This window comes from Spirosoma arboris, assembly GCF_009754945.1.
In the GTDB taxonomy this organism is placed as follows: Bacteria; Bacteroidota; Bacteroidia; order Cytophagales; family Spirosomataceae; genus Spirosoma; species Spirosoma arboris.
Genome location: NZ_WPIN01000021.1, coordinates 97,001 through 123,450, shown reverse-complemented (window position 1 = coordinate 123,450; position 26,450 = coordinate 97,001). Strand labels below are relative to the sequence as shown.

Below are 26,450 nucleotides of genomic sequence, written 5' to 3'. Positions count from 1 at the left end.
TCAGGTATCTTTGATAGGAGTTTAATAACTACAAAAGTGGATTTAAAGCGGGATACTGGTAAATTGATTCGGGAAATCAGAAAGAAAAAGGGGATGACTCAGGGAGATTTAAGCCAGGCCCTGGGAATAACTAAACAGTCTTTCGGTCGGTATGAAAATGGCACTGCTAATTTATCACTCGATACCATACAAAAGGTAGCAGAAAGCCTTGAGGTCAAAGTCAGAATTATTTTTGAATAATTTTTTGCCTCTTTTGTAAGAATATAATCTTACTTTTGTATATTTGAATTGTCAATGAGGTACGAAGGGCGTATCCATTAACAACAAGAAACCCCGTACTTCTGTCGCCAAACTTAGATACGGGGCCTTGTGAGCATTTAAACTGCTAGGTTAAAATGAACACGGTACAAATGTACACGGGTAAGGGGAATTATATACCCCTTATTCGACAGAAGGCGAAAAAAACGCCCCGAATTACGCTACAGCTTTACAAAAGGCAAGTTCCAATCCCCGTTGATTTAGCCATCGAAATATGGCGGCCTGTAGTCGGATTTGAAGGTCGATACCAAGTTTCGAGCAAGGGCAGAGTTAGGTCATTGCCGCAATTCGTAAAAGGCAGAATCCTTAAAACTCGAATTATCAACACTGGCTACGAAAGAACAGTCCTTTACGACGGAGCGACACAGCGCCATCTACTTGTTCACCGTCTTGTCGCGATGGCCTTTATCCCCAATCCGCTGGGGCTCCCACAGGTAAACCACAAAGACAGTAACCGTCGAAATAATACGTGGGCAAACCTTGAATGGGTCACTCTCCAGGAAAACATTGATCACGCCGTTAAAAACAACCCAGGCTTTGGAGGAAAGCCGAAAGTTACCCCTGCTCATATAGTAAACCGCATTATTAGCGACTACTATACCCAGCCCCGACAATTTACCATTGAACAGTTAAGCCTTACCTATAGGCTGTCCATTGATGGGGTAAAGAAAATCCTTCGCCAGCACAGTAAATCAAATCGGCATAGCCAGAAAACACTTTTAGGCATAATATCCGACTATCGGACGCGTAAGGCCATAGGTTTAACTACGGCTATGATCGCTCAGCGTTACGGCCTTTCCGAGAACGCCATTAGAAAGATTTTAGCGAGAGCTAACAGAAATGTACACCAAGCCACTCCTCTAACTTCTCAAGCCTCCACTAGTCATGAATAAACCCTTCACCCCACCTCCACCAATGGCCCAAAATGCGGCCCAATCCCCTTCTTCGCTGGATAGTCGGCGCGAGAGAAGTCTTCTCGAAATCAAGTCCGAACTGGTCGGTTTAGTTGATTCCTACTTTGAGTACGAATCGATCATTCCGGCTTTATCGGACATGCTGGAGCTATGGCTCAAAACCTACCCCTATAGTCTGGAGAAGGAGCATCAACCCCGTGAGCTATTCGGCACGTTGCGGCTCATTTGCTTTTTGTCCGAACTGAGAAGTACGCATGATCTATTCGTACAAGAGTCCAAAAAGGAGGTGAGCCATGCGCAGTAACGCCCTAATCCCACCACCTACTCCCCTCAAAACTCCAAAGTACACTAGTGACCCGTTTGGGAGGATGGAAGGCAGTCAAATCGTACATGTTGACCTGTTATATGCCGATGGCTCCAAAGGGGAGATTAATATCACGGCCCCGCATGTTGTATGGGGGGATGATATTGAACAACAAGCGGGCGGTATTCGCGCTTATCTCAATAAGAACGCGGAACGACTCGGTATCGTTTGGCATCACTTCCACGCCTATTACTCCCGGCCTGACGGCTCCATGCACAACTCCTGGTCATGGTTTCCTTATGACTGCATCAAAAAGGAGGAGATTCGGCCTGAAGAAACTAATATCCTCACCTTACCCGAAAAGCCCTAATGAACGAGCTAATTCAAATTACCACCGATGAGCAAGGCCCAAAGGTGAAGTCGGCTCGTGAGTTGTACGGCTTTTTGGAGGTCAAGTCCAAGTTTGCTGACTGGTTTAAAAATCGGGTGCATAAGTACGGATTTGTGGAGGGGCAAGACTTTGTTACGCTTTCTAAAAATTTAGAAAACGGTGGTCGTGAGTTGGACTACGCGCTCACACTGGATATGGCCAAGGAACTGGCTATGGTGGAGCGAACGGAGAAGGGTAAAGAAGCACGGCTATACTTCATTGAAAAAGAAAAGCAGTTGCGCCAGCTTGTCAGCGCTCCCACCAATGAGCAACTCCTAATCCAGCTAGTGAGTCAACAAACTCAGCTCATGGCCGACTATCAGCAACAACTGGCTTCCCTACGCGCCGACGTGGAAAGTATACGGGGTACCGTTCGTTTACCCAGACCCTCGGCCCCTCCACACCTTAAAAGAACCCCTTTACTTACCAGTCCTTCGCCAAAGCGCCCCGCTTCGGATTTGCGGCAGGCGGTGAAGCATCGGGTTAATGAGTACTGCGGGTATCACGGAGCCGAACAGGGGGAAACGTATAACTACCTGTACAAAAGGCTTAACGAGGTGTGGAGTGTGAACGTCTACCGATTGATTCGCCTAAACGGGGAGTCCTTGTTGGATGCCATTGAGCGGTACGGCTACCTCGATAAAATGTACGGCTTAATCATGGCGGAACTGAAGTACGTCGAGGAGTAAGCAAAATGTTAGTTTCAGAACGAAAGGATAAGGGTGGTAAGACTGCCCTTATCCAATCTATTCGCAAGCTCCCTCAGTACGAGCAGTGGAAGCGGGCTGTGTTTATCCGTGACCGCTTCCAGTGCCAACAGTGTGGGAAACGGAATGGACGCAAAAGGATCATTGAGGCACATCACAAACGGGAGCTATCAACCCTTGTAAAGGAATCAGGTGTGCGGTCAATTGAAGAAGCTATGGACTGTCCTGAGTTGTGGGATCTATTGAACGGCCAAACCCTATGCCATTCCTGCCATGAGCAGACGGAGAGTTACCCAAAGAATTTTTGTAAACTAGTAAAGAAGAAAAGAAATGGCAAATCAATACACTAAAGCCAACGTATCGAGCGAGTCGATTATTCAGGCTTACCTAAGTGGAGGGACAATTAAATCAGTTGCCGCTTTATTTAAAATAGATAGCAACACTGTTAATAGGATTACTAATGAAGCAGGCGTTACTAGGAAAAGGTATGGCAAGAAAAAGGCTATCCTTACCTCAGAAGTCAAGCAACAGATAGTCGCCACCTATTTAAGTGGAAAATCTAGCCTTGAGATTAGTAAGGAATTTGATGTGGCTCAAGAAACTGTCGCAAATGTTATGAATCAAGCAGGTTATAACATTAAACGGAAACACCTTACAAGCGAGCAAAAGAACTACATACTGGAAGCTTATAAGGCAGGCAAAAACAGCTATGAGATTGGCAGAGAGATTGGGTTCAGTAATGTAATTATTTCTAAAATTATCCGAGAGTCGGGCATTGAAAGGCGCAGTGTTTATAGGCTGAAAGATGACCAGCAATTACAAGTTGCCATTGACTATGAAAACGGGGAATCCTCAGAGCAAATTGCCAAACGATTGGGTATTTCAGCCAATACTGTTCGAAATGCAATCAAAAAGAATGGTGTTCAGATTCGGCAGCTCTGGCCGAAAAAGGAAGTACCCGAAGGTCAATTGTTCAATCCCAACTACGACCCTCAAGAGTTACCCGAATGCAAATTTTCGGGCATTTATAAGTTCACCAACAAGATCAATGGCAAAATATATGTTGGTCAATCCCAGGATATTTACAAGCGATATTACAGTCACAGGGAGATGATTGCAACTGGATTATTCACTAAGGCTCTCAAAAAATACGGCATCGGAAACTTCGCCTTTGAGGTTTTAGAAAGAGTTGACGATCTTTCGGCAATTGACCAAAGAGAGCAGTATTGGATGGATTTATATCAATGCTATGAACCTGGCATTGGCTATAACATTGCAAAGGTTGCCGGAACTGTCAGGGGTATAAAAAGGCCGGATGTTGCAGAGATTATGAAAAGGCGACCAAGGAAATATGGCAAGGATAACCCCTGTTACGGTCGAAAACTTTCAGAGTATACTAAAAAACTTATAAGTGAAAAGCACAAAGGTAAATCACTCTCCCCTGAGCATCGCGCTAAGGTTGGCAGGCCAATGACCCCCGAAAGGCAAGCTTTATTAAAAAGGGGAGCTATTGAGAAGTGCCGCAAAAAGATTGCTCAGATTGATTTAGAAAGCGGTCAAACTTTGCGAACATGGGAACATGTGGGAGATATTAAAGAAGAGTTAGGGCATAGTATTAGCGGTATACAGTGCGCATGCAGAGGCAAGGTTTATGATTCAGCCATTAGTGCTTACCGCCCCAAAACCTCTCACGGCGGTTTCAAATGGCAATATGTAGACTAACCAAAACAGCCCGACAGCACTCTATGCGCCGTCGGGCTGTTTCCTTACCAAGCGGCAATATTTGATGTAGCTACATGTTTTAGCTGCGCTTGGGTAACTGCACGCCTTAATCATTTTTTGTTTCAATTGCAAAACCATCTTTTCGTTCTGTATCTCCTCTTTTTCATTCTATAATACTTTTATTTCCTTTTCCACTAAAATCGCGAGGTATACCAACTTCTCCTATTCTACCTTCACTAGTATATTCTGCATTTGTAAACTTTGTTCCATTTCTGTACGTTTGTTTATTGAAGTGTTATATCTGTTTTATCTGTAGTACTACTTTGTTTTTTAGTACTTGTATCTGCATCATCACTATGTATATGTGTTGATGCACCAACATCACGAAATCTAATTCGGCAAAGGGGCTGTCGGTAGAGAAACGGGTGTAGTAGGCTACCTAACGAATAGGTAGTAATCTACCCATTTTCTGCGATGCTTTAATGCCTTCACCATAACTCAAAGAGGCTGAGCTATGAACAAGGTCGCAGAGCGTCCCAAAAATTTTCTAAAGAAAATGATTGAGGACAAAAAGAAGCTCGTGGAATATATCATGTCTGGCGATGAATCCAAGAAGCCCGAAGGAACGGAGTTTATCAACCCATACTCCTTACCCGGTACGCGTAAATAAAGATGGTTTCCTATTTGATACTGACCAAGGTATCACTTATCAACTCTTTGTTCAGTCTAATGCTAAGGTCTTCCCTGAACAACCTTTTGGCGAAAACTGTGTAACCCTTTCAGTTCTTCCGCTCAGGGGTTATAGCCGACCAACAGCCTTTAGTCTCAAAGGTGATCCTAGGCTTGAGCTAACAATAATGGACGAGCTAAAAAAACTCTTTCAAGCTAATCCGCTACTTGTTATAGCTTATAGCTGCGATTTAACCAATGAACTTGAGCGCCACAGGAGCGTAACTTTTGGCAGGTGGTACCGTAAGTACCTTAGCACTGTTGGAGTACTCCGTAAAAAGTATGAAAATCCGGGCTTGCGGGCCTATGGTGCCGTTTTATACCACGAAAGCAACCCTTATATGATAGAGATTGAAGAGGAGTTCTCTGAGATTTTTTCAGGTAAATAATAAAAAAAGGTCAATCTGGGCAGATTGACCTTTTTTGCTTGGCTAATGAATGTATCTACATGTAATTACCCCTTTTTGTGTAACTACAATCCTTCCTCTATATTGGCTACCTAAAACCTTCCTTTGGTCTAAAATGGTACGCCTTCTCATACTGTTGCTGTTTATACTCCCGTTGTTCTTTGGTTGCCAAAAGGGGGCAGAGTCCAGTACAAATAAAACCTTTGCCTTCTCTGGCGATCAGATAGATAGCGTTAGGCGGGAAAACCTGAAGGCTAAGGTGGATAGTAATATCATCCTGGGCTTTAAGTTTGGGATGAGCAAGCAGCAGTATAATTATAATTATGCCAGGTTAGTGCAAAATAAAACGTTATTTAAGTACAGCAAGACCGATTATTCGTATGAAATAAAGGCGGATTCTTTACCAGATAGCATAGATGCATTATTTATACCCATGTTTGATAAAGATGAATTAGTCGCCTTGAAGTTACTTGCACATGGGACTACAAGTGCAACCCCAATTGGCTCATTGGTTTTAAAAAAATACCTCACAAAGAACTATGGACAAAGGTATTTGTCTAAGAGGAGTGTTTCAGATATATGGATAAAGGGAGGGGTCGAGGCTGAGGTTAAACGAGAAAAGGTTCAGACTGACCCGAATTTAGGCCCACTTGTTTATGATGTAGTGATGTTTCGGCCAACCCAATTTGCTTTATTGGCACATCTGTAATCACCCTAAATCCCCGATTCTACCTTATTAAGGTAGTCAACAAATAGCTTCAACAATGTGTCATAACTAAAAGTAATTCATTATTACTTTTAGTTATGAAGTGCTTATATTGCAAGCAGTTTATAAACTGCTTTTGTCGTGAATTCATCAGCTAGTGGTGCCCTGTCCTTCGACGCCCTCATAAACACCGCCAACTTCCATGCGCAGTTGGACGAAATGGAGCGAAGGATAAGGGGGTTTTCCACCACTTCAGTTCGGGAGACGAAAAAAATTGACGACTCCTTTCAAAATTTAGGTCGTCTTGCCGCTGGTGCTTTTGCGTTTGCTGGCCTTTCGGAATTACCTCAGCAACTATTTAAGGTAAGGTCAGAAGTTCAGCAATTAGAAATTTCGTTCGCCGTATTATTAGGCTCACGTGCCAAAGCAGATGCCTTTTTAAAGCAAGGTATTGAGTTTGCCAACAAGACACCATACGGGTTAGATGAGGTAGCCAAGGCCCAAAAACTCATGCTGGCCTATGGGTTTAGCGTGCAAAGCATTATTCCAACACTGACCAAACTAGGGGATATTGCCGCCGGAACGGGGTCGAATTTGGTGGAGTTAGTAGCTGCTTATAGCCAGATAAAAACGCAGGGAACGGCGCAACAGGATGATCTAAACAAGCTGATAGAGAGGGGGATAAATTTGACGCCCGAATTTTCCAGATTACTAAAAATTAATGACAAGGATGTTCGCCAGTTCGTTGCTGATGGCAAGATAGGTTTCAATTTAGTTGAGCAGGCGATCACAAGCCTAGTAGATGGTACGGGTAAGTTGAATTTCGGCGGTATGATGGCTGAACAAGCCAAATCCTTAACAGGGCTAACCTCAAATCTTGCCGCGGCATGGGATACGATGTTAAATCAAATCGGCAAGGATAATGAAGACCTTTTAGCGAGTGCCATTACAGGCGCAACGGGCTTAGTTGAAAGTTATGAGCAAATTCTAAATCCATTAAAAGTATTAATCGCCACTTACGGCGCGTATAAAAGTGCCATTGTCTTGACCAGTGTTGTTCAGGCGGCTGCAAATGTAGCGGGAAACGTTCAGGCGTGGCTTAGTTTGGCAACGACCATACGAAGTGCAAAAGACGCTCAAATTGCCTTTAACCTGGCAACTTCGGCTAGTCCTTGGGTAATTGCGGCTACTGCCATTATAGCCGTTACAACAGCTCTTATTGTTTATAAAAAAGAACTGACTGCTACTCAACAGGCAGAGCTAGACTTGCAAGAATCGAGGGAAAATGCCAACTCTCAAGCCGATGCAGAAAGGGCTAAAATTGAACAACTCAAAACTACAATCACAAACGAAAAGCTAAGTCGTGATGCTCGAAATAAAGCCCTAAAAGACCTTATTGCCCTTTCGCCTGAGCATCTCAGTGCATTAACGCTAGATAGTGTTAAAACGCAGGCTGGCACTAAATCTATTAATGATTATGTGGAGGCACTTAAGCGAAAATATGAGCAACAGGAACTTGATCGAAAATTTACAGAGTCTTTTCGACGTGAATCCGAAGCCAAGGCCGGTAAAAATGAAATCAGTTTTTTTGACAAAGCATCACTTCTTCTTGCTCAGGCAGGAAGTGACGGTTCTTTTGATTCATCTAAGGCAATAGCCGAACAGAATAAAAAACTGAATGCTGATAAAATTAAACAAGAGCAGGATTATCGTGAACAATTAAAGTTAGAACAGAAGGCCAATGATGAAACCGCCAATTCCACCGTCAAGGCCGAAACCACAAAGCAAAAGGTTCGGGCAGTAACCCTAAAGCAGTTAGATGAGGCTATATCTGCCCAAAGGGAACAGTTGAGTCTGGATAATACTGACGCCAAAAACTCTCAAATCCAACGCCAAATCGACGCCCTTGAAGCTCAACGGCGTCGATTAACCGGAGAATTAACCCCAGAAGAAAAGAAGGCCCAAAAGGAAGCTGACAAAACCGGCCCCTTTGGTTCCCTGTCTTACTACGAAGCCGTAAGTAAGCACTTCGAGGAATTAATTTCAAAAACTCCCAAAACCGATACTACTACACTTAACCAACTTAATGCCAAGAAACTTGCCGCTGATGCGCAAGTCGAGGAGATACGTAAGAAGTTGGCTATTAAAAGTTTCGACGAGGAAATAGCAGACAAAAAAGCCAAGTATGAACTATACACAAAATGGATTGAAGCCTATGGGCAACAAGCCGCTGACAGTCAATTTGCTGACCTTAAAGCATCTGGCCAATCCTACCTCGACTTTTTAAATACCCAAATTGCGAATCTGGAAAACGAGCGTGATAACGCTGGATTGACTTCAAGCCAAACGACCAATCTGGCTTCGTTACTAGAGCAACGAGACACAATAAAGCAAAAGAAATCACCTATTGATGTATTCAATGAGAGTCTCCAAAAGGCACAGGTTGAGTCCAAGAGTTTAGCCGACTACCTGGTAAAGCTCAATGAAATACAGGATAAATTAAGTGGCAAAACTCCGACAACAGGGGAGGACTTTGCCATCAACAAGCGAGCCGCTGAAGAGAAAGTACAAACTGAGCAGCAACTCAAAGATCAGGTTAATCAATTTTTGCAATCGTCAGCTAGTTCCGGTGAACAGGAGTTAGCCATTAGGAGGAAATATAACGACCTGCGACTAGGGCTTGATAAGGAGTATAATGGTCAGCGAACTGAAGCATATGAAGTAGCCCTTGCCGACATCAATACGAAAGAGCAACGGGAATTTGAGGAGTTTAAGCAACGCAAATTTGAAGAATCGGAAGCTTATCGAAACACGACCAAGGTTATTGTTGAGGAAGGGCGAAAACAGCAACGGGTTGAAATTGAAAAACAAAAGAATCTTGTAGCGAGTGCCCTTGGTGAATTTGGAGCAAATAGTGAACAGTACAAGACTGCCCAGAAAAAACTAAATGAACTTCAAAAAACGTTCAGTGCAGGTACCGCCAATATTGTTAGTCAATATACATCAGCCATCAGTCAATTAGGGCAGACCCTTTCCCAATTAGGTGGCGAAGCGGGGGCGGCTGGAAGTATGTTAGTCGTTCTTGCCTCAAGTGTCGATTTAATTGCTCAGGCATCCAAAAAAGGGGCTACTGCTACCGAGCGAATTGCTGTTGGCGTTCAGGGACTTATCGGCTTAATTGATGGCATTGCTACCGCCAATCAGCAAAGGAAGCAGGCTGAAACAGAGTACTATCAATCTGTTATTGCTCAACAAGAGCAGTATAATATCCTGCTGAATGAACAACTTGGTTTACAGGCCAAAAATCGGGAAAATGTATTCACAACAGATTATGTAGGTGAGATTCAGGATAACTATAAAAAACTCACTGACGCTGAAGAGAAATACCAGGCATCCCTGAAAAAGCTGGCAGAAGGTCGGGCTAAGGTAGGGCTCATCGATTCACTGGATCGGAACGCTGCTGCTAAATCCACCTTAACAGGCGCGGCTATTGGTACGGCTATACTTCCCGGTGTAGGAACCGTTGTTGGTGCGGTCGCGGGTTTCGTGGCGGGTATTTTTGGTTCGGCCAGTAAAAAGGAAGAGGAGTTTGCGGACTTACTTCGTGTATATCCTGACTTAATTAAAAAAGGCACAAACGGAGTAGACGAGCTGAATAGCGCCTTGGCCGAGAGCCTAATCTCAACCAATTCCGTCGATGAGGCTACTAAACAATTACTCCAAACCACCCTCGACTGGCAAAAGCAAATAGACGAAGCAAAACAAGCTATCCACGAAGTCATCAGTACTTTGGCCGGTTCGCTCGGCGATGACCTTCGTAACTCGCTCGTTAGTGCTTTTGAGGATGGCACTAATTCGGCTCAAGCCTTTGGTGATTCGGTTTCCAAGATCCTGGATAATCTCTTATCTCAACTCATTTTCAATCAGGTCTTTTCGAAGCAATTCGATCAGTTGCAGAAAGAACTGGAGGAATCGGTTGGGCCAAACGGAGATAATAACTGGGTGGATGATTTCGGCCGGTTCTTTGGCAAGGCGGATGATCTCACGAAACTCTTTAATCAGGGGCTTGCCGATGCGCAGGATGCCGCTAAGCAGTATGGATTGGATATTTTTAAGCCAAGTGGGTCGGGCGCATCTTCAGCAACTGCGGCCACTAATGCGGTAAAAAGCATACAGGAGGATACGGCCAGCCTTTTGGTTGGTCAGGCGAATGCGATGCGAATACAGCAGGCTAATACGAATCAACTAATCAATCAGCAGCTGCTAGTACTTGGCAATATAGACCGTAACACAGCGCGAATTGAAAAGACCAATGACCTGCTTGAAAAGATCGATGGAACGATCTCAGGCTTGAATGATGGCCTTCGCGCCAAAGGAATTTTATAATTAATGGGTTTCAAGTAGCCACTTGATGGGCTTTTAAACTGCTTATAATACAAGCAGATAACTGCGTAAGGTAATGAGCGTAATCTATTCCATAAATGGGGTTCTGTTTTCTCAATTCGGCGTGATTGTATCAGGTTCGGATGGGATATTGGATGGACTGGAGCTAAAAGACCCCTTTACAGTGGAGTGGCCCGACGCCCATGGCGAAGTAGTCGACTTGACGCGACCGCGCTATAAACCCCGCCAAATCAAACTGGACTGTTGTCTAGTCGCTACGGATGAGGTTGATTTTGTGTCAAAAGTTAACGCCATGGAAGCGCAGTTTCTCAAATCAGAAACCCAGCGACTGAGCATCAGTGTCCTTTCGGCTAAGCCCATGGTCTATGAGATCTATATGCGGTCAGGCATATCGATCAAAAAGAAATGGCGGCAGGGCAAAAAGATGTTCGGTCAGTTCACTCTGGAATTAACCGAGCCACAGCCCATTAAATACACTCTTGTTGGTGCAGGCGCAACAACTGCAACAATTACCATCACCGCCGTTACGCCCGTCAAACTTCACTGGGGGGATGGCAGTGTTACCATTGCCCAAGGTACCAATCAGACCTACACCCACAATTATGGCGGCTCTAGTGGGGTCTTGTATTACTTAATCATCGCGGGCGAACTGGAGCGATTCACGGAACATTCAAAAACTAACCTCACTGTCCTATGGCCCCGATTGTATTAAGGCAGTCCAATGGCGACGAGGTACCCGTTTTAGCCCTTGCGCCTGTTCGTTCCCTGGAAAAAGGTGAACAGAAACAGGAATTATTGAATGCGGATACACTCACATTTTCGGTAAAAACCACGGCGCCGTTAGTGGTCGGGATTGGGGTGACCGTCCCCATATTTGGGCAGCTGTACACCACCAATCAAGTGCCTGCCCTGACCCGAAAAGGAGAGGATTGGTTTGAGTACGAAGTCAAACTGGAGGGTCCACAGTACCATTTACTCCGAGTCATCTTTTTTGATTCGGCAACCAGTGGCAACGCCCTTTCCTCTTCGTTTTCCTTAACCGGGAATCTCCAATTTTTCTCGACCGTTTTGCAGAGTAACATGGCCCGCGTCTTTGGCGGAGCGTGGGGTCTTGGCACGGTTCAGATTCCCGGCGAAGTCGATGATACCGGTACTGTTGGACCTCCCATCGATGGGGAAGATACGGTCACCAAAACCCTCACCTTCGAGAATGAGAATTGTCTGTCGGTGCTGCAACGACTCTGCACGGAGTGGGGAACTGAGTTTCAAATTGAATACCGACCGAATGATGCGCCGAATCGAGTCTTACACATTAAGCCTGCCGGTCAGGTACTGGAGTATACGTTCCAGTATGGACAGGGAAAGGGCTTGTATGAGCTGAGTCGTCGATCCGTTGAGAATACGCCTTTTGTGACGCGGGCGTATATATTTGGCTCAAGTAAAAACCTACCCAGTGGCTACCGGGGCTATGCTACACGCTTACAGTTGCCTTTTGCGGGCTCTGGCACCTCCTCGCTGGATGATTCCTTTCTTGATAACAGTGCGGCTATTGCTGCGTTTGGCCTCATCGAAGGTACCCAGATTTTTGAGGAGGTCTACCCGCATCGAACGGGAACCGTCGGCGCTTCAGCATCACAACTCACCTTCACCGATCCCGATATCCCCTTCAACCCATTGGCCATTGATCGGTATGATGTCGTGAATGGAAATAGTAAGCCTCACTATCAATATATAATTGATGGTCTGACTATAAAAATTCATTTTCAAACGGGGGGACTGGCTGGCTATGATTTTGAATTAGTCAAGTTTGATCCAACCACCAAGACGTTTACGATTAAATCATTCACGGATGAGCGGGGTCAAATTTTTCCCGATCCGGTTGATGGCTCCCCGTTTCGCATTGCTGCGGGTGATACCTACGTGATGACTGACATCATCATGCCGGATGAATACGTCGAAGCCGCCGAAGCCCAACTGTTAGCCGCAGGCACCCAATGGCTCCGCGAAAACAGTACGCCAGCGGTGGAGTATTCGCTGACGCTTGATGAAATGTACCTTCAAAAGTTGGCCAATGATACCGGGTCAATTCCCATTGACAATCCACCCAACTTTTTCTCAGTCGGAGATCAGATTCGACTAGTTGACACGGAATTAGGCATTGACCGCTACGCAAGAATAATTGGGTTTACCAGGGATGTGATTCGGCCGTATAAGTACACGCTTACCCTTGGTGATGCACCCAAAGTCCCTTTGCTGGCTAGAATTCTGTCCCACCAAAAGGATATGACAAAGGTGCTCAATGGGAGCGGTTTGGTTGATCCATTGGTGGGCAAAAACAGCACGGATATTGCCGCTTTGAATAAAGCTGAAATTCTGCAAACCGTCAGTGATCAAATTCGTGTCATTGCCCACGCAACGAATTATACCTTATCAGCGACACCGGTACCCGAGGGGTTTACCCCTTTGCTGCATAACCAACTGGTACGCAATTTTCTAAAGGTTGCCGTGTATGATGGACCGCCCGAGAATGTAAAACAGACAATTATTGGTCAGCTTCAGGCCATTGCCATAAAGAAATTATGAGTAAGCCCTTTGCGCCGACGGGGACGGCTACAGGCCCCAACTGGGAATATCGGATCGAACGCGATGGGCTCTTTACCGATTGGGTAGACTGGTCGGTAGATTTGATTTTCGATCAGGACCCGGATGGGGGCGATCTGAGAACCGGCGTGCTGTACTGGCTCTATGCCCGAAATGCGCTACTGCCGACCGATGAGCCGGGTTCGTATCAAAAGGTACTGGCAGCCTCGATTGAGCTCACCGAAAGTGGTCGGGTAGTGTCGGCAACGCCCGACGGCGATCTGACACCCGAAGACTCCCAATACCCAGTAATTCTAACGGCTCCCGCCGAAGCGCAACCCCTAGTTTTGCACTGGAATACGCTCCTGACGCGCTATGAATTAGTGAATGGCGTCATTCCCACGTTGCTAAATTTAACCACGGCGGCATCGGATGCGGATCTAACCTACGTGGCTGATCTATTACTTCCCTTTAGCACCGGCCAGATTCCGGGGGATGAGCGGGTGATTGAAGCCATTTTTTGTTATGAAGATGAGGAGGTGGTTGGACTCACGGTGGATAACGAGCATTTGTTTTATTTGAGTGCCGATATGATCGGTACACCTCAGTTGCATGGGTTCAATCTGCCCGGTGGACGGTTTCGTAAACTGTTGCAGGATGCGGCCGGAGGGCTGGATCAAACCATGAAACTGACCTTTCCCGATAATACCCATTTTCTTATCAACTACCCCGACGGCGTCTCCGATTACGCGGGCGGGGTATTATCATTAAAAATAATTCCAACGACATGACCATGACTAAACTTCCCATATGTTTCCTGCTTCTTGTCGCTACTGTTGCGCTTGGGCAAAAAGTAGAAATCGGTCCCGGCATTCAGCGCCCAACGCTTCAGGGCGTGTATAATCTGTCATTTGATGCCAGCAATAATCTAGTCCTGACGCCCAAATTTGGCACGCCGTTCAAAGTGCCCATTGACCCCAATCAGGTAAAAGGACTGGGGGCCAAACTAGGCTTAAAGGCCATGGCCAGTGAGTTGTCGGGCGTGCTGATTCGGGGAAAACAGCTCTTTAACTACGCGGATCCGGGCAATATGCCGGGCAAATACTTCAACACGGCGGGCGACACCATCGCCAATGCGCTCTACACCGAGTCGAATTTTATTCCGGTTTCCCCCGGAATGGTCTTAACTGCTAGTGATAAGCAGTACGTGACCTATTACTCCAAAGAGCAGGTAGCCTTAGGCGTTGGGGCCAGCTATAACCGGCCCAGTAATAGCTTTACCGTTACCGCAAACACCTATTACATTCGGATTACGGTAGCCAATAGCTTACTGACCACGTTTCAGCTGCAGGTGGGCAGTAGCATCGTGGGAGCACCTAGTTACCAATTAACTCTGAACGGGGAGACGCGCACGGCACTTCGGGCGCAACGCACAGCGTTAGCCAGTAAAGTATTAACTCGCCAATTGTCCGGGGGTAAAAACCTCTATAATAAAAACGACACGGAAGGCAGTAAAGATAATTATTACGTGACCCCGGCTGGCGTACTCACTTTCGCGTCGGGTTACTTCGTGTCAGGCTTTATTCCGGTGACTCCGTCGGGCGTGTACGTAGCGAACGGCTCCCGGCAGAACGTAGCGTATTACGATTCTTTGCAAGTTCCGTTGGGCACAGGAGCCGCCTTTGACCGGCCGGCCAATAGCTTTACGGTCACGGCAGGCACCTACTATATTCGGGCCACGCTGGGCACCCCGAAAGACGCGTTTATGGTCGAAGCGGGAACTACCAGCAGTACCACCTACATTCCCTATGCGGTCAATCTGGACGTAACGACCCCTCAGGCGTCGACGGCCATGGTGACGGCCAGACAAGCCAAAGCCCGCGCAGTACAGGCCGTTACGACGCTGAACGGCGTTTTTGTGCAGGGCAAAAACCTGTTCAATAAAAATGCACCGGATACGATTCGGTACCGCTACCTGGACGAAAACAACTTTCTAACCTACTACGCCACCGGCATGGTGTCAGGCTTTATACCCGTTAAGCCAGCTACCGTCTACACGCCCACCAACAAGCAATTCGTCTGCTTCTATGATTCGGCCCAAATCTTTATCTCAGGCCTTCGCTATGACCGAGCCGCCTTGAGCGTTACGACCCCGGCCAAATGCGCCTTTGTTCGCTTAACCGTCATTGGCGATCCGGCCTTGTTTCAATTTGAGGAAGGCAGTACCGCCACCACCGTTTACCCCTATACCTATAGGCCTGCCACCAATCTAACCGGCAAACGGATCTGGTTAGGTGGAACCAGCATTCCGGCGTTGGGAGGCTATTGGGAGCTGGCGAGCGAAGCGGTTGGTGCCACATTAATCAACCAAGCGGTGCCGTCTTCGACTATTCGCAAAGCCGATAAAACGGGCAGTTGGGCGGGCGTGCCCTGGCAGAACGTGGCATACAGTTTAAGTATGACACTGGCCGAAAAGCGGGCGTTGATTTCGGGCTGGAGCACTTACAGTGCCGTTTTGGGCAATTCACCACCCAATGTGCTCACTCCTGCCGATACGGTCTATTTTCTGAACTGTTCCTACGAGCGAAGTCTGGTGCCTTACCTGAATGGAACCTACCCCATGCCCGATTTATTTGTCTTATCGCATGGCTATAACGACCGCTTTACTTCGGAAACTATAGCCGAATTTGATACCGTTCCGGCCACCCGTAACAACCGGAATTATTTTCTGGGCGCGTCCAATTACATCATTGATATCATTTTAAGTTATAATCCCCGCGCCAAAATCGCCCTGGAAGGCCATTATGAAAACCAGCTCGACCCCCGAGTGGCATTAGGTCAACAAACGCTGGCCACCTACTGGCAATTTCCGCTGTTAAAACTTTGGGAGAAAACCGGCTGGGGTCAACAAAAAGTGCCGGGCACGCAGGCCCTGTGGACTACAGTGCCCTGGAGTAGTTATTCGTCGGGTGCGGACACCGCTCACGACATGAGTGCGCTTCGCTACTGGGTGCCGGACAATGTGCATCCGCATTCTGATCCGTCGGGCAAAGCCCGGAATTTATTGGCGGGACTGGTCACCACGTTTTTAACTGAACTGCCCTGATATGGCTACGCGCTACGTTGCCCGGTTTGCCCGCATTAGCTCCGAGCTGGCCCTGACCGGAACGGGTCAGCCCACCGATAAGGTGTATTATGTCCTGCCTGAAGGCATCGATTTGCCAGTTGTTGGAGATAAGCACATACCGCTTCGTTCGGGCCTTATCCGCTACGCGGGGCCTTTATCGTCACTTTCGACCTCTTGCAGCGGAACCGATCCGGGTGAGCCACCAACCGATCCGCCGGTGTCGGGACTGCTTACCCTTGCTGATTATGTGTTAGCGCTGCCGTTGGCGATTGATGTCTACGCTACGCCGAATTCGGATGGATTTTCCGTGTTTTTCTATTTTCGAACGCCCTCCAGCTGGAACTATAAGCTTGAGTATGTGGGGCATTTTGCCGGGAGTTGGGCACCGGTCCCATTGCTACCAGAACCCGATTCCTACGGCTATCAGTCCAGTGCGTTTGTCTCACTGGCTTATCCAGGCGACATTCTTAACGTGTCGCTTTCCCCTGATGGGGTCAATAATATCCAGACGGCCTCGTATTTGGTAACCGGGGCCATTGATCGTACAACCATTTTACCCCTGGCACCATGACCGCTAATCAACAAAAACTCCGAACCCTTCTCGATCAGTTCATTGACTTGCTCGAAGAGGCCAAAGCCCTTATTGGGAATGAGACAACGGCCGATCCAACACCAATCACACCTCCGGTGGTTGTGCCTCCCGTATTTGGTTTGCCGCGCACCCGACTCGGTACACGGGGAGGCTATCCTATTGTGCAGGCAACGGGCTATGACAACCCAATTGAAGTGTACTCAGTGGAGGGAGAACCTGATAAAATCGCGCCGAGGGGGTCAAATATTCAGTTTGACAAACTACCCGGTGTTGTTGTTAAAGGCGTCGCAACGGCCAATTCGGGTTATTCACCACCGGATAATTTTGCGCCGGCCGGTTACGAAAAACGCATGTGGGGCGCTACGGCCGCCAGTGGATTTTACTGGATAAAACTGGATCAGATACCTACACCAACGACCTCGACCGCTACGGTGTCGGGGCTAAAAACCATCGCTGATTATGCCCTCGACAAGTAATCAATACGCCAAAAAGATCCGCAACCCCTTCACGGGTGTGACGGGCTGGCCAGCCGGTACCGACCGCTGGTTATTGTATTCAAGCTGGAGTTGTGAGGAGGCTGAAACCTATTTTCGCGGGCTGGCCTCGATTGATGCGGTGATTGCGGCCACGACCGATGTGGCCCCTGAGATTGATTCGGTTCGGGAGTGTTCCCCCGCAGCGGCTCCTTCACTGAGTTTGCCAACAGCGCCCGATATGACGCCCGGCTCAGCCTATGAGTGGATAGTGCCCTATTCGGCGGCCACGGCAGCCAGTGGGCAAACCATTACGCTCTTATCGATGGCCAGTCATGCCTTTTTAACCGCCGTGACTGAAACGGTGAGTGGGGCAAAACGACTAAAAATATCTGGTACTGTCCCTTCTGGACTGTCAGCGGATAGTTCGGTAACGATTACCGCCAAGCAAACCGATAACCAGCAAACTCCAGCGACGAAAACCATTCATGTCGTGGTATCGGGTTCGGTTGGCCCCAACCTGCCCACCTGGGAGACCTTCGCGTATCAGCCCATTACGACCAATACCGATTGGCCCACCACGGATACACGTGTGCACAGGGGGCAGGCGATTGGCCCCAAAGCAGTACTGGACAACGGGACCATTCACGTTGAACTCTGGAAGAATTTCGGCGGCTCACCCGCGCACATTTCCTTCTCGGGTGGACCCAACTTAATCAACCAATTTGATTGGGGTAGAGGCAATGGACTGACCATTTACCGGGGCGGTCGCACCCGGCAGGTAGAATCTGAAGGAAAAGCGGTGGAACCCGCCTGGGCAACTCCGGAAGGGGCAGGAGTCGGCAACAATCCGATTCAGGTAGGGGATACGTTTGATAACCCGGCGGTGGTTATGGCCTACGGAAACGACGGCACAACGCATTATATAAAAGTGCGCATGATGAACTGGGCGGTGCAAAATGATCCCACCGACGTGATTTTAGAACAATGGGTCAGACTCGACGGGCGGGCCGTGCACGTCTGGACTAAGCTCACCCATAACCGTACGGGCGATCAAACCCAGTACCCGGCCCGCTCGAACGAATACCCCAATTTCATTGTCAACGCACCACTCAAGTATAACGCGCGGGTAGCTGGAGACGGCAATTTGACGTTCCTGACCGATTGGGATCAAACCCCGGTTCACCAGATAGAAAACTGGACAGCGATGGTGCCTGAAGCCAGTGCGGATAGTCTCGGCGTAGGGCTCTGGCGGGAAGGTAGTTTTGCCAGTTCGCAGTTTCGCTATGCACCCTTTGATTCGGCCACCGACGAATTTGCCAACCCCGCCAACTACAACACAAGTGAGCAGCACATCACCTACGATTGGAACGGAGTCTATTATAGTCACCATGCCTTTATCGTGGGCACTGTCACACAGATTCGCGCCTGGGCCAATGCGCAGACCGACCACCGCAATACGCTCAGCTGGAAATTCAACTCCCGCAACGGGCGGGGCTACTTCTACTGGGAAAATGCGGTGGATACCGGTTTCCCAACGCCCGAAGATGGGATGGAGCTGACCCTGTCGGGTGGTTTCCGGTTCTATTTTCCGCTGGTTTCGCTCCTCGCCAGTTCGGTCACAACCCTTTGGATGCGCTATAAAGCTGGGAGTGGGTTGCCAACAGGCGGGTATATTGTGGCTGGTCGGGTCGGGCAAAGCCCCCAAGATCAGGAAAAGGAGGGCTCTGGTCAAATGGGCAATTTTACGATTGTGGCCGATGATACCTGGCGCACTGTTGGTATTCCAATTCCGGCGGGGGGCGTTTTTCCTAGTAGTAACTACCTTAACTACGTGAGACTGATGTTCCCCGGTAATCCGACTGGCGCTAAACTAAAAATCGCCTGGTTCAATACCAGTAATGGCGATCCGGAAGCGTAAAGAAAATAGATTAGGTTTTATTGGTTAAAAAAGAGGAAGCAGAAAACGCCGGGTCATGGGATGAGCCCGGCGTTTTTATTTGACTAATCGTTTCGAAAACATCTCGCCTTCCCCCGTTAAAAGCCATTGGGAAGAAATGCCAAAGTCCTTCACAAGCCACGTTAAATAGCTCAGTTGAAATTCCCCCTCCGGCTTTTTGCGAAGTTGATAAAAATTGCCCCAGTTGAGGTTGTAGAGGGTGGCGAAGCTGCGCCGACCGCGAAGCTTTTTCTGTTTGACTAGCTCATCGATGGCAGCAAAAAAGCGTTTGTTGATGGCTTGGGAGTCGGGGTTTTGCACTAAGAAAAACGGTTTATGATACCGAATCTATAAATTTTTTAATTAGTGCAACAAAACAAATTTTTACTCGTAATGGTATATACTTGCAATCAAATACTAGACACTCGGGTGGGAGTGGGGTAAAAAAGTTTCAGTAAGCTTTCAGTAGACTACTGAATAATTAGGGATAACTAATTTAGTATCAATCGTTTACTGTAGCACCAATGCTTTTTCTTCATAAGTCTAACTTCCTACTCCGAACGGTCTATCCCGAGTGCTGGTGGAAGATCGAGGATGAATCCGAGCCAACGATTTATCTGACGTTCGATGACGGGCCAATTCCCGAAGTGACAGAGTTTGTGTTGGGTCAACTGGATAAATTTTCGGCTCAGGCGACATTTTTTTGTATTGGCGATAATGTTCGCAAGCACCGGGACATGCTCTACAAAGTGCTTGAAGCAGGGCATATGGTCGGTAATCACACGTTTAATCATCTTAATGGGTGGAAAACGGATGATTCGGTTTATCTGGAAAATATCCAAAAATGTCAGGATTATCTAGGCGTTGAAACATCCTTGTTCAGACCCCCCTACGGTCGCATTAAAAAGACGCAGGCTGCCCAGGTTATGGAAAATTATTCCATTGTCATGTGGGATGTGCTTACCGGAGATTTTGACCGTAAACTACCTGCTGATGTCTGCCTTAAGAAAACGATTCAATACACAAAACCTGGTTCGATCGTTGTATTTCACGATAGCCTGAAAGCTTGGCCAACCATGCGGTATGTATTGCCGCGTATGCTAGGCTATTTTGCAGAGCGGGGCTATGCGTTTAGGGCTGTTCCTCAACCTGTTTATGCTGGATACTAACCAGCCAGCACCAGATCACCCGTCGATTAGTATCCTGATTGCTGCCCGCAATGAAGAGGCAACTATTCTGGAATGCCTGCAAGCTATTGACCAACTTCATGACAGCCATAGAACGATAGAAGTGCTGATTGGGAATGATCAGTCTACGGACCAAACTGCTGGACTTGTAATCAGTTTTATCCACGAGCGACCCAATTTTCGGTTAGTAACTATCACTGAATCTGTTTCTGGCTTAAGAGGGAAGGCCAATGTACTGGCACAGCTGGCCCAACAGGCCCAGGGTCAACTTTTGTTTTTTACAGATGCAGATACACAAGTGCCGCCTGGCTGGTTGGCAGAAATGAGCCGATATCTTATCGGAAACGGAGGCATTGTTACCGGAGTGACCCTCCCCGAAGGCCCGAAATTTTTTCATAAACTCCAAACGATCGACTGGCTTTATAATCTGACACTGACACATTTAATGAGTAGTGTTGGCATACCCGTAACAGCGATGGGCAATAACATGGCCGTGAGTCAGACAGCTTACAAGGCTGTTGGTGGGTATGAATCGCTTCCTTTCTCCGTGACTGAGGATTATGCGCTATTTCGGGCCATTATAAAGCAGAAATATAGTTTTCGAAATCTTTTGGACGTGAGCGTGTTAGCTCGCACAAAACCTGTTCAGACAATCTCAGAATTTTTCCAGCAACGTAAGCGCTGGATGCGTGGCGCAGCCAATTTGCCCCTGTGGATGGTCGTGATGCTATACATGCAATACCTGACTGCTCCACTTTTACTTTTGCTAGCCTTACTCGCACCTGTACTTGCGCTTGGAATTTATTTGAGCAAATTGATGATCCAGACCATGGTACTTTCGTTTGGATTGAGCCGATTAAGGCAAACCAAGTTATGGCCATATGCGTTGCTGTTTGAAATTTACCAACTCATCATCGGGCCGCTATCGGTAGTATTTTACCTGTTGCCGACGAAGATTGTCTGGAAAGGAAGAAACTATAAGTGAAGAGTAAGGAATATGACTCTTATCGATACCCACGCCCATATTTACGATCAGCAGTTTATCGCCGATCAGAAAGCTATGCTTGATCGGGCTGAAATGCAGCAGATTAGCCAAATCTGGATGCCTAACTGTGCTCGCGAAACAGTATCAGGTATGATGGCTCTTGCTGACCAATATCCGGATCGGTGTTTACCAATGATGGGCCTACATCCCGCCTATGTCAACGATACGTTTGAGCAGGAACTGGCAACGGTTGACGATCAATTGAATCGACATGCCTTTATGGCTGTAGGTGAAATTGGCCTGGATTTTTACTGGGATATGACCTACGTAGATCAGCAGTTTATAGCCTTTGATACCCAACTTCGCTGGGCGTCTGAACAAAAATTACCTGTTTCTATGCACACTCGCTCCGGCCATGATCGGAACTCCTTCGCCGAAGCAGCTGACCTGATTGAGAAATTGGCACTGCCGAATTTAACGGGCATTTTTCACTGCTTTGTTGGAACGCTCGATGAGGCCAACCGGGCTATTGAGTTGGGCTTTAAACTAGGGATTGGCGGAGTGGCTACGTTCAAAAATGGAGGTATCGATAAAGTGCTGCCTCACATTAGTTTAGAACATCTCGTTCTTGAAACCGATGCGCCTTATCTAGCCCCTGTGCCGTATCGGGGAAAACGTAACGAACCCGCTTACCTGCAACTAATTGCACAGCGAATTGCTGATATCAAGCAACTGAGTTTTGATGAGGTAGCGCGTCATACGACTGCTAACGCATTATCGCTACTACCTACCCTATATGCCAATTTGCTCCCCAGTATTGACTAATGAACAGCTCATGGAGTATTCGACATTATCCATTTACTATTAATGCATTACAGAACCATTCACATTAATCCGACCTCAGCCAAACGTTCTCTTGCCTCTGTGTTAGTAATTTATACGGGAGGTACGTTTGGTATGGTTTATGATCCTAAGGCAAGTCAACTCGTGCCATTCGATTTCGAGCGGGTACTTGACCGTCTCCCCGAACTCAATCGGTTAGATTTCGATATAACTCTGCTTACACTACCCGAAATTATTGATTCATCGAATATGAAACCCGCCGTATGGGTCGAATTGGCGCGTATTATTCAGACGAATTACGAACTATACACCAGCTTTGTGATTCTGCATGGTACTGATACAATGGCCTACACGGCATCGGCATTGAGTTTTATGCTGGTTGGACTCAACAAACCCGTTATTCTGACTGGTGCGCAACTACCCATTGGGGTAGCCCGAAGTGATGCCCGTGAGAATTTTATTACTGCCCTCGAAATTGCAGCCGCTATGGATATACCTGAAGATGCTGACGCTCCGGAAAGTAGCCTTCCCATGGTGCCTGAAGTGTGCGTATATTTTAATTCGTTATTGTTACGAGGGAATCGATCTACCAAGCGGGAAAGCGTTCAGTTTAATGCATTTTCATCGGAAAATTATCCGCATTTAGCCACGGCTGGCGTACGTATTGACTATAATCGACCGTTTATTCGCCCTTACCAGTTTAACCAGTCCCTGACGCTCCGAACAGTACTGGACACGAACGTAACGATCCTGAAACTCTTTCCGGGTATTACACAACCGGTCGTGGAATCTATCGTAAACATCCCCAAACTGCGAGGTTTGGTACTCGAAACATTCGGAGCAGGTAATGCGCCTACAGACGCTTGGTTTCTAGACACAATCAAAGCCGCTATTGACCGTGGTGTGTTGGTCTTCAATGTGTCGCAGTGCGAAGGAGGGCGAGTTACGCAGGGCCAGTACCAAACCAGCAAGCAATTACTCCAAATTGGTGTAGTAAGTGGAGCCGATATCACGACCGAAGCTGCCATCACCAAACTTATGGTATTACTTGGCCGCGAAAGTGATCGGGGAGTAGTTGCTACAACCCGTTTGCGAACACTACTGGCTCAGTCAATTAGTGGCGAAATGAGTGAGTAGTCGATTTTTGCTGAGTTAGCTATTGCGTTTTTACGGTCAATCGTGCATCTTTGCACTCCGATTCGGCAGACCACCGAAATCATAGAGAGCTGCCAGAGTGGTCGAATGGGTCTGATTCGAAATCAGAAGTACTCGCAAGGGTACCGGGGGTTCGAATCCCTCGCTCTCTGCTTTAATTCCTGTAATTGGCTGAAATTTAGTTAATTACAGGAATATTTTTTTTGGTTGCAATTCTGTTTCAACTGCGTTTAATTTATGCTGATTGGATAGGGAGGTTGTAGACTATCCGCTAATTTATCACATGGACATCCTTCCGTGAGTTACCCCATGACAATCCACTACACCACCTGGATTTTCGACAAGACCTATGAATATTCCTTCTTTGTGTGTTCGGTCTATGAATTAACTGGTCCTCAATTTAGAATGCACTTGATTCTACATTATAATTAGACGTATATGGCTGCAAAACAACCAGACGATAATGATGGTGATAGAAACACTAAGGCCGACTTAATTGACTAGACTTAGTTCACTTACTTCTACAGGAGGCTTAAAATAGCTAGAGTTGCCATAGTGTTGGAGCAAGTTAGCCGTGTGCTGATAGAGTTCATTCATTTGTTGGTGTACCCGATTTGCACAAGAACTTCCATTCCATTCGGATTCACGAAATCGAACGTCAACCGTACCATCTTTTTGCAATGCTGCATCAAAAAAAACGATGTCACTGTTCAGTTTTTCAGCTAAACGAAAAATATTGGGGGAATATGGATCACCTAAATGATGATCAACCAACGCAACAACTGAACCACCCTGTTGCAGTATTCTTTTGGCTTTTTGTAGGACAAAAGAACCTGTATGGATAGCCGGTATCTTTTCAAGACTTCCCCAAACAGCAATGGAATCTTGAACAGATGGATCGCCTACTATGGCAACAGTGGGTTTAAATCCACACTCCATTAAGTAACGTAAGGCTACTTTAGATAGAGGAATATGGGTTGAACATAGCACCAAACCGTTAGGCCTTTGCTTAAAAAATAGCTCTTCACCCCGCCCATGGACAGGCATTGGAAAAGACCTTCCTTTACGGGTCATCACAGCCAATAGACCGTTTAGCCTGTAGGCATGATTAATCGCCCATGTATTAGTATATTTATTTTTTTGTGGTTTATATAAATAAGACATCACTCCAGAAACGGCATAAGCTACTATATACCAGTTCTTTAAAGGAAATAAAGTCGTAATTGCAAGAGCAACATATGTTTTGACGCTATTAGATAGACCCATAACGAACAAATTACCAAAGTTAAGATGTGGATTAACTATTTTGTAACTGATTGCCAATCTCTACTAATAAGACTAATGGTCAATTAGATTCATTAGTGATTTTTATTTGCCAATAAGTGTATTTGTATGTATAAAAACCAATTAAAGATAACTTATAGTTTTCATATTTTAAAAATAACAAATTGATAGTTATTTTTAAAATATGAAATGTAAAACGCCTGGCTAATCACTAACCGGGCGTTTTACATTTCCTGCCTAATCGTAAACTACAGACTACCTCTATACTACTACGCGTAAAAGCCAGCTATTGGCAAAGACTTCCTGCGTTTCATCTTTTCAAATAATTTATACGTATCGTTCCCCTTGAAGAATATTAAGCAGCTTTAGTAAGGCTTTGGGCTTTGGATGCGTAGGGTAGTTGGCCCAATCTTCGATAGCAATATCAGGGTATAGCTTGCCCAGCACGTTTAGAAAATTAAGTAACTCCTGACCCATCCGGGCAGCGGTTTCGACTCCGCAGTTGACGCCCGTATCAAACAACTCATTGGCTACTTTCTGATTGATTACCTGGTGAAGTTTGCTAACATCTTAGTAGTTTGCTTTGTAGAACACGCGGACGGATGTCTGCAATCTTGGATCTGAAGCGAGTAATTTACTGAGTAATATCGGCTCCAGTGTAAAGTCAGATCTGCGCATGGTTTCTTTCGTTACGCCGATCGTTGCCCAGCAGTGCCAATCTGGATGGAAGACGCGCGAAATACCCTTATACGTTTCTTCCCCTTGTCCGAAGGGTTATTGGCATAGCCGCTTGCTTTATCCATCGTCAGAATGGGCGTTTTTTCTGACCGTTCCAGTCTATCGGCGCGCCTTGTTCAGATTGGAATTCATGATACCAGTAAGCCAGATCTGGATTAAAGAAGGCGGGCAATGGCTGAGTTTTTGCCCATACACAAAAAAGACTTAGGGCAACACTCAGTAGCAGAATGACTGCAATGAGTCCAAGGCGTTCAGTTTTCATGTCTGCTAAGTCGGTTAAATTCAGAAATAGCCTGCTGGATTGAATCAGTGGGTGAGACAGTGGAGGAAGTAGGTACAGATGCTGAATTGGCCGACAAGTTATGGTCTTGGATTCCAGTGCTTTGCAAACCGTTTGATAAGGATATGGAGCTAGAATAATTCGTTGACCATTTATAGCGTTTTAAAAGAAAATATATAACGTTATGAATGGCAAACCTCACTTCGTTACCTATGCTAGCCACTACTGCTGCACAGTTCCGGTCAGTACGACCGGCTCATTATGGGCAGGTTATGGAGGCTGGCATTACAGAGCCTGTTCCTTTTTGATTAGTAAGCGTAGTGCGCTTCACAAATTCCACTACACTAATTCTACATGCCAGTTCATCCCACCTACAGTGAACTACGTAAGTAGCTCGTTTCCTTCTCGTCCGCTTCGTTCTGTTTTGCGCACCTGGCGAAAGATTGATGACCCCTTTGTGCTGCCTGGAAAATCCCGAAAATTAGCCGCCTAACCATCATGAGAATCGAGAAAAAATCTTTGCTCATTCCCGGTCCCTGGACCCTGATCGTTCTCATTTCTATGGCAATGGTCTGGCTCGTTATAAGTAGCCTGTGGGACATGATCTTTTAATTTGAGAGGCTGCT

Annotated in this window: 24 protein-coding genes and 1 tRNA gene; 22 read left to right on the top strand and 3 right to left on the bottom strand. The window is 46.7% G+C overall.

The genetic code is table 11. The features are described from left to right. Positions 1-36 precede the first annotated feature (36 nt). The 16 genes from GO755_RS34820 to GO755_RS34745 all read left to right on the top strand — a co-directional run bounded on the left by GO755_RS34820 (position 37) and on the right by GO755_RS34745 (position 19,334). Complete coding sequence (locus GO755_RS34820; RefSeq protein WP_317166018.1) at positions 37-240, top strand: helix-turn-helix domain-containing protein; 204 nt, start codon at positions 37-39, stop codon at positions 238-240. Positions 241-395: 155 nt separating this feature from the next. Continuing rightward, positions 396-1,211, top strand: coding sequence for an NUMOD4 motif-containing HNH endonuclease (locus tag GO755_RS34815; RefSeq protein WP_157590053.1), 816 nt, complete (start codon positions 396-398; stop codon positions 1,209-1,211). Continuing rightward, on the top strand, positions 1,204-1,536 hold the full coding sequence (locus tag GO755_RS34810; RefSeq protein WP_157590052.1) for a hypothetical protein: 333 nt from the start codon (positions 1,204-1,206) through the stop codon (positions 1,534-1,536). The genes GO755_RS34815 and GO755_RS34810 overlap by 8 nt, the downstream gene beginning before the upstream one ends. Beyond that, entirely contained in the window at positions 1,526-1,906 is a 381-nt protein-coding gene (locus GO755_RS34805; RefSeq protein ID WP_157590051.1) for a hypothetical protein, read from the top strand. Before GO755_RS34810 ends, GO755_RS34805 begins: the two co-directional genes overlap by 11 nt. Beyond that, positions 1,906-2,655, top strand: coding sequence for an antA/AntB antirepressor family protein (locus GO755_RS34800; protein ID WP_157590050.1), 750 nt, complete (start codon positions 1,906-1,908; stop codon positions 2,653-2,655). Before GO755_RS34805 ends, GO755_RS34800 begins: the two co-directional genes overlap by 1 nt. A 348-nt stretch (positions 2,656-3,003) precedes the next feature. After that, positions 3,004-4,395, top strand: coding sequence for a helix-turn-helix domain-containing protein (locus GO755_RS34795; protein ID WP_157590049.1), 1,392 nt, complete (start codon positions 3,004-3,006; stop codon positions 4,393-4,395). Positions 4,396-4,997: 602 nt separating this feature from the next. After that, positions 4,998-5,513, top strand: coding sequence for a DUF6169 family protein (locus GO755_RS34790; RefSeq protein ID WP_157590048.1), 516 nt, complete (start codon positions 4,998-5,000; stop codon positions 5,511-5,513). Positions 5,514-5,646: 133 nt separating this feature from the next. Beyond that, positions 5,647-6,240, top strand: a complete 594-nt coding sequence (locus GO755_RS34785; RefSeq protein WP_157590047.1) for a hypothetical protein — start codon at positions 5,647-5,649, stop codon at positions 6,238-6,240. Positions 6,241-6,378: 138 nt separating this feature from the next. Beyond that, the gene (locus GO755_RS34780) at positions 6,379-10,623 is read left to right on the top strand and encodes a tape measure protein (protein WP_157590046.1); all 4,245 of its coding nucleotides are present in this window, start codon (positions 6,379-6,381) and stop codon (positions 10,621-10,623) included. Positions 10,624-10,696: 73 nt separating this feature from the next. After that, entirely contained in the window at positions 10,697-11,353 is a 657-nt protein-coding gene (locus tag GO755_RS34775) for a hypothetical protein (RefSeq protein WP_157590045.1), read from the top strand. Beyond that, positions 11,335-13,224 carry a phage tail protein gene (locus tag GO755_RS34770; RefSeq protein ID WP_157590044.1) on the top strand — a complete coding sequence of 630 codons (1,890 nt, stop codon included), beginning with the start codon at positions 11,335-11,337 and terminating at the stop codon, positions 13,222-13,224. The genes GO755_RS34775 and GO755_RS34770 overlap by 19 nt, the downstream gene beginning before the upstream one ends. After that, positions 13,221-14,012 (top strand): hypothetical protein, encoded by a 792-nt coding sequence (locus tag GO755_RS34765; protein ID WP_157590043.1) that lies wholly within the window; start codon positions 13,221-13,223, stop codon positions 14,010-14,012. The genes GO755_RS34770 and GO755_RS34765 overlap by 4 nt, the downstream gene beginning before the upstream one ends. A 2-nt stretch (positions 14,013-14,014) precedes the next feature. After that, positions 14,015-16,327 (top strand): hypothetical protein, encoded by a 2,313-nt coding sequence (locus tag GO755_RS34760; RefSeq protein ID WP_157590042.1) that lies wholly within the window; start codon positions 14,015-14,017, stop codon positions 16,325-16,327. Between the two features lies 1 nt (position 16,328). Further along, on the top strand, positions 16,329-16,919 hold the full coding sequence (locus GO755_RS34755) for a hypothetical protein (RefSeq protein WP_157590041.1): 591 nt from the start codon (positions 16,329-16,331) through the stop codon (positions 16,917-16,919). After that, positions 16,916-17,416 carry a hypothetical protein gene (locus GO755_RS34750; RefSeq protein ID WP_157590040.1) on the top strand — a complete coding sequence of 167 codons (501 nt, stop codon included), beginning with the start codon at positions 16,916-16,918 and terminating at the stop codon, positions 17,414-17,416. Before GO755_RS34755 ends, GO755_RS34750 begins: the two co-directional genes overlap by 4 nt. Beyond that, positions 17,400-19,334 (top strand): hypothetical protein, encoded by a 1,935-nt coding sequence (locus GO755_RS34745; RefSeq protein ID WP_157590039.1) that lies wholly within the window; start codon positions 17,400-17,402, stop codon positions 19,332-19,334. The genes GO755_RS34750 and GO755_RS34745 overlap by 17 nt, the downstream gene beginning before the upstream one ends. 75 nt (positions 19,335-19,409) lie before the next feature. Here the strand turns inward: GO755_RS34745 and GO755_RS34740 are convergent, their stop codons facing one another. After that, positions 19,410-19,673, bottom strand: a complete 264-nt coding sequence (locus tag GO755_RS34740; RefSeq protein ID WP_157590038.1) for a hypothetical protein — start codon at positions 19,671-19,673, stop codon at positions 19,410-19,412. Positions 19,674-19,876: 203 nt separating this feature from the next. On the opposite strand from GO755_RS34740, the gene GO755_RS34735 reads away from it, so the two are divergent. The 5 genes from GO755_RS34735 (at position 19,877) to GO755_RS34715 (ending at position 23,674) form a co-directional block, all read left to right on the top strand. Continuing rightward, positions 19,877-20,521 (top strand): polysaccharide deacetylase family protein, encoded by a 645-nt coding sequence (locus GO755_RS34735; protein ID WP_157590037.1) that lies wholly within the window; start codon positions 19,877-19,879, stop codon positions 20,519-20,521. After that, positions 20,508-21,524 (top strand): glycosyltransferase, encoded by a 1,017-nt coding sequence (locus tag GO755_RS34730; RefSeq protein ID WP_157590036.1) that lies wholly within the window; start codon positions 20,508-20,510, stop codon positions 21,522-21,524. Before GO755_RS34735 ends, GO755_RS34730 begins: the two co-directional genes overlap by 14 nt. A 12-nt stretch (positions 21,525-21,536) precedes the next feature. Further along, positions 21,537-22,349, top strand: coding sequence for a TatD family hydrolase (locus GO755_RS34725; protein WP_157590035.1), 813 nt, complete (start codon positions 21,537-21,539; stop codon positions 22,347-22,349). 42 nt (positions 22,350-22,391) lie between these two features. Beyond that, on the top strand, positions 22,392-23,504 hold the full coding sequence (locus GO755_RS34720; protein WP_157590034.1) for an asparaginase: 1,113 nt from the start codon (positions 22,392-22,394) through the stop codon (positions 23,502-23,504). Positions 23,505-23,587: 83 nt separating this feature from the next. Further along, positions 23,588-23,674, top strand: a tRNA-Ser gene (locus GO755_RS34715). A 340-nt stretch (positions 23,675-24,014) separates the two neighbouring features. Here GO755_RS34715 and GO755_RS34710 read toward each other — a convergent pair. Beyond that, complete coding sequence (locus GO755_RS34710; protein ID WP_227687203.1) at positions 24,015-24,845, bottom strand: hypothetical protein; 831 nt, start codon at positions 24,843-24,845, stop codon at positions 24,015-24,017. Positions 24,846-25,611: 766 nt separating this feature from the next. Then, on the bottom strand, positions 25,612-25,806 hold the full coding sequence (locus tag GO755_RS34705) for a hypothetical protein (protein ID WP_157590032.1): 195 nt from the start codon (positions 25,804-25,806) through the stop codon (positions 25,612-25,614). Between the two features lie 202 nt (positions 25,807-26,008). Here GO755_RS34705 and GO755_RS34700 point away from each other — a divergent pair, with 202 nt between their 5' ends. Then, on the top strand, positions 26,009-26,317 hold the full coding sequence (locus GO755_RS34700; protein WP_157590031.1) for a hypothetical protein: 309 nt from the start codon (positions 26,009-26,011) through the stop codon (positions 26,315-26,317). Positions 26,318-26,450 lie beyond the last annotated feature (133 nt).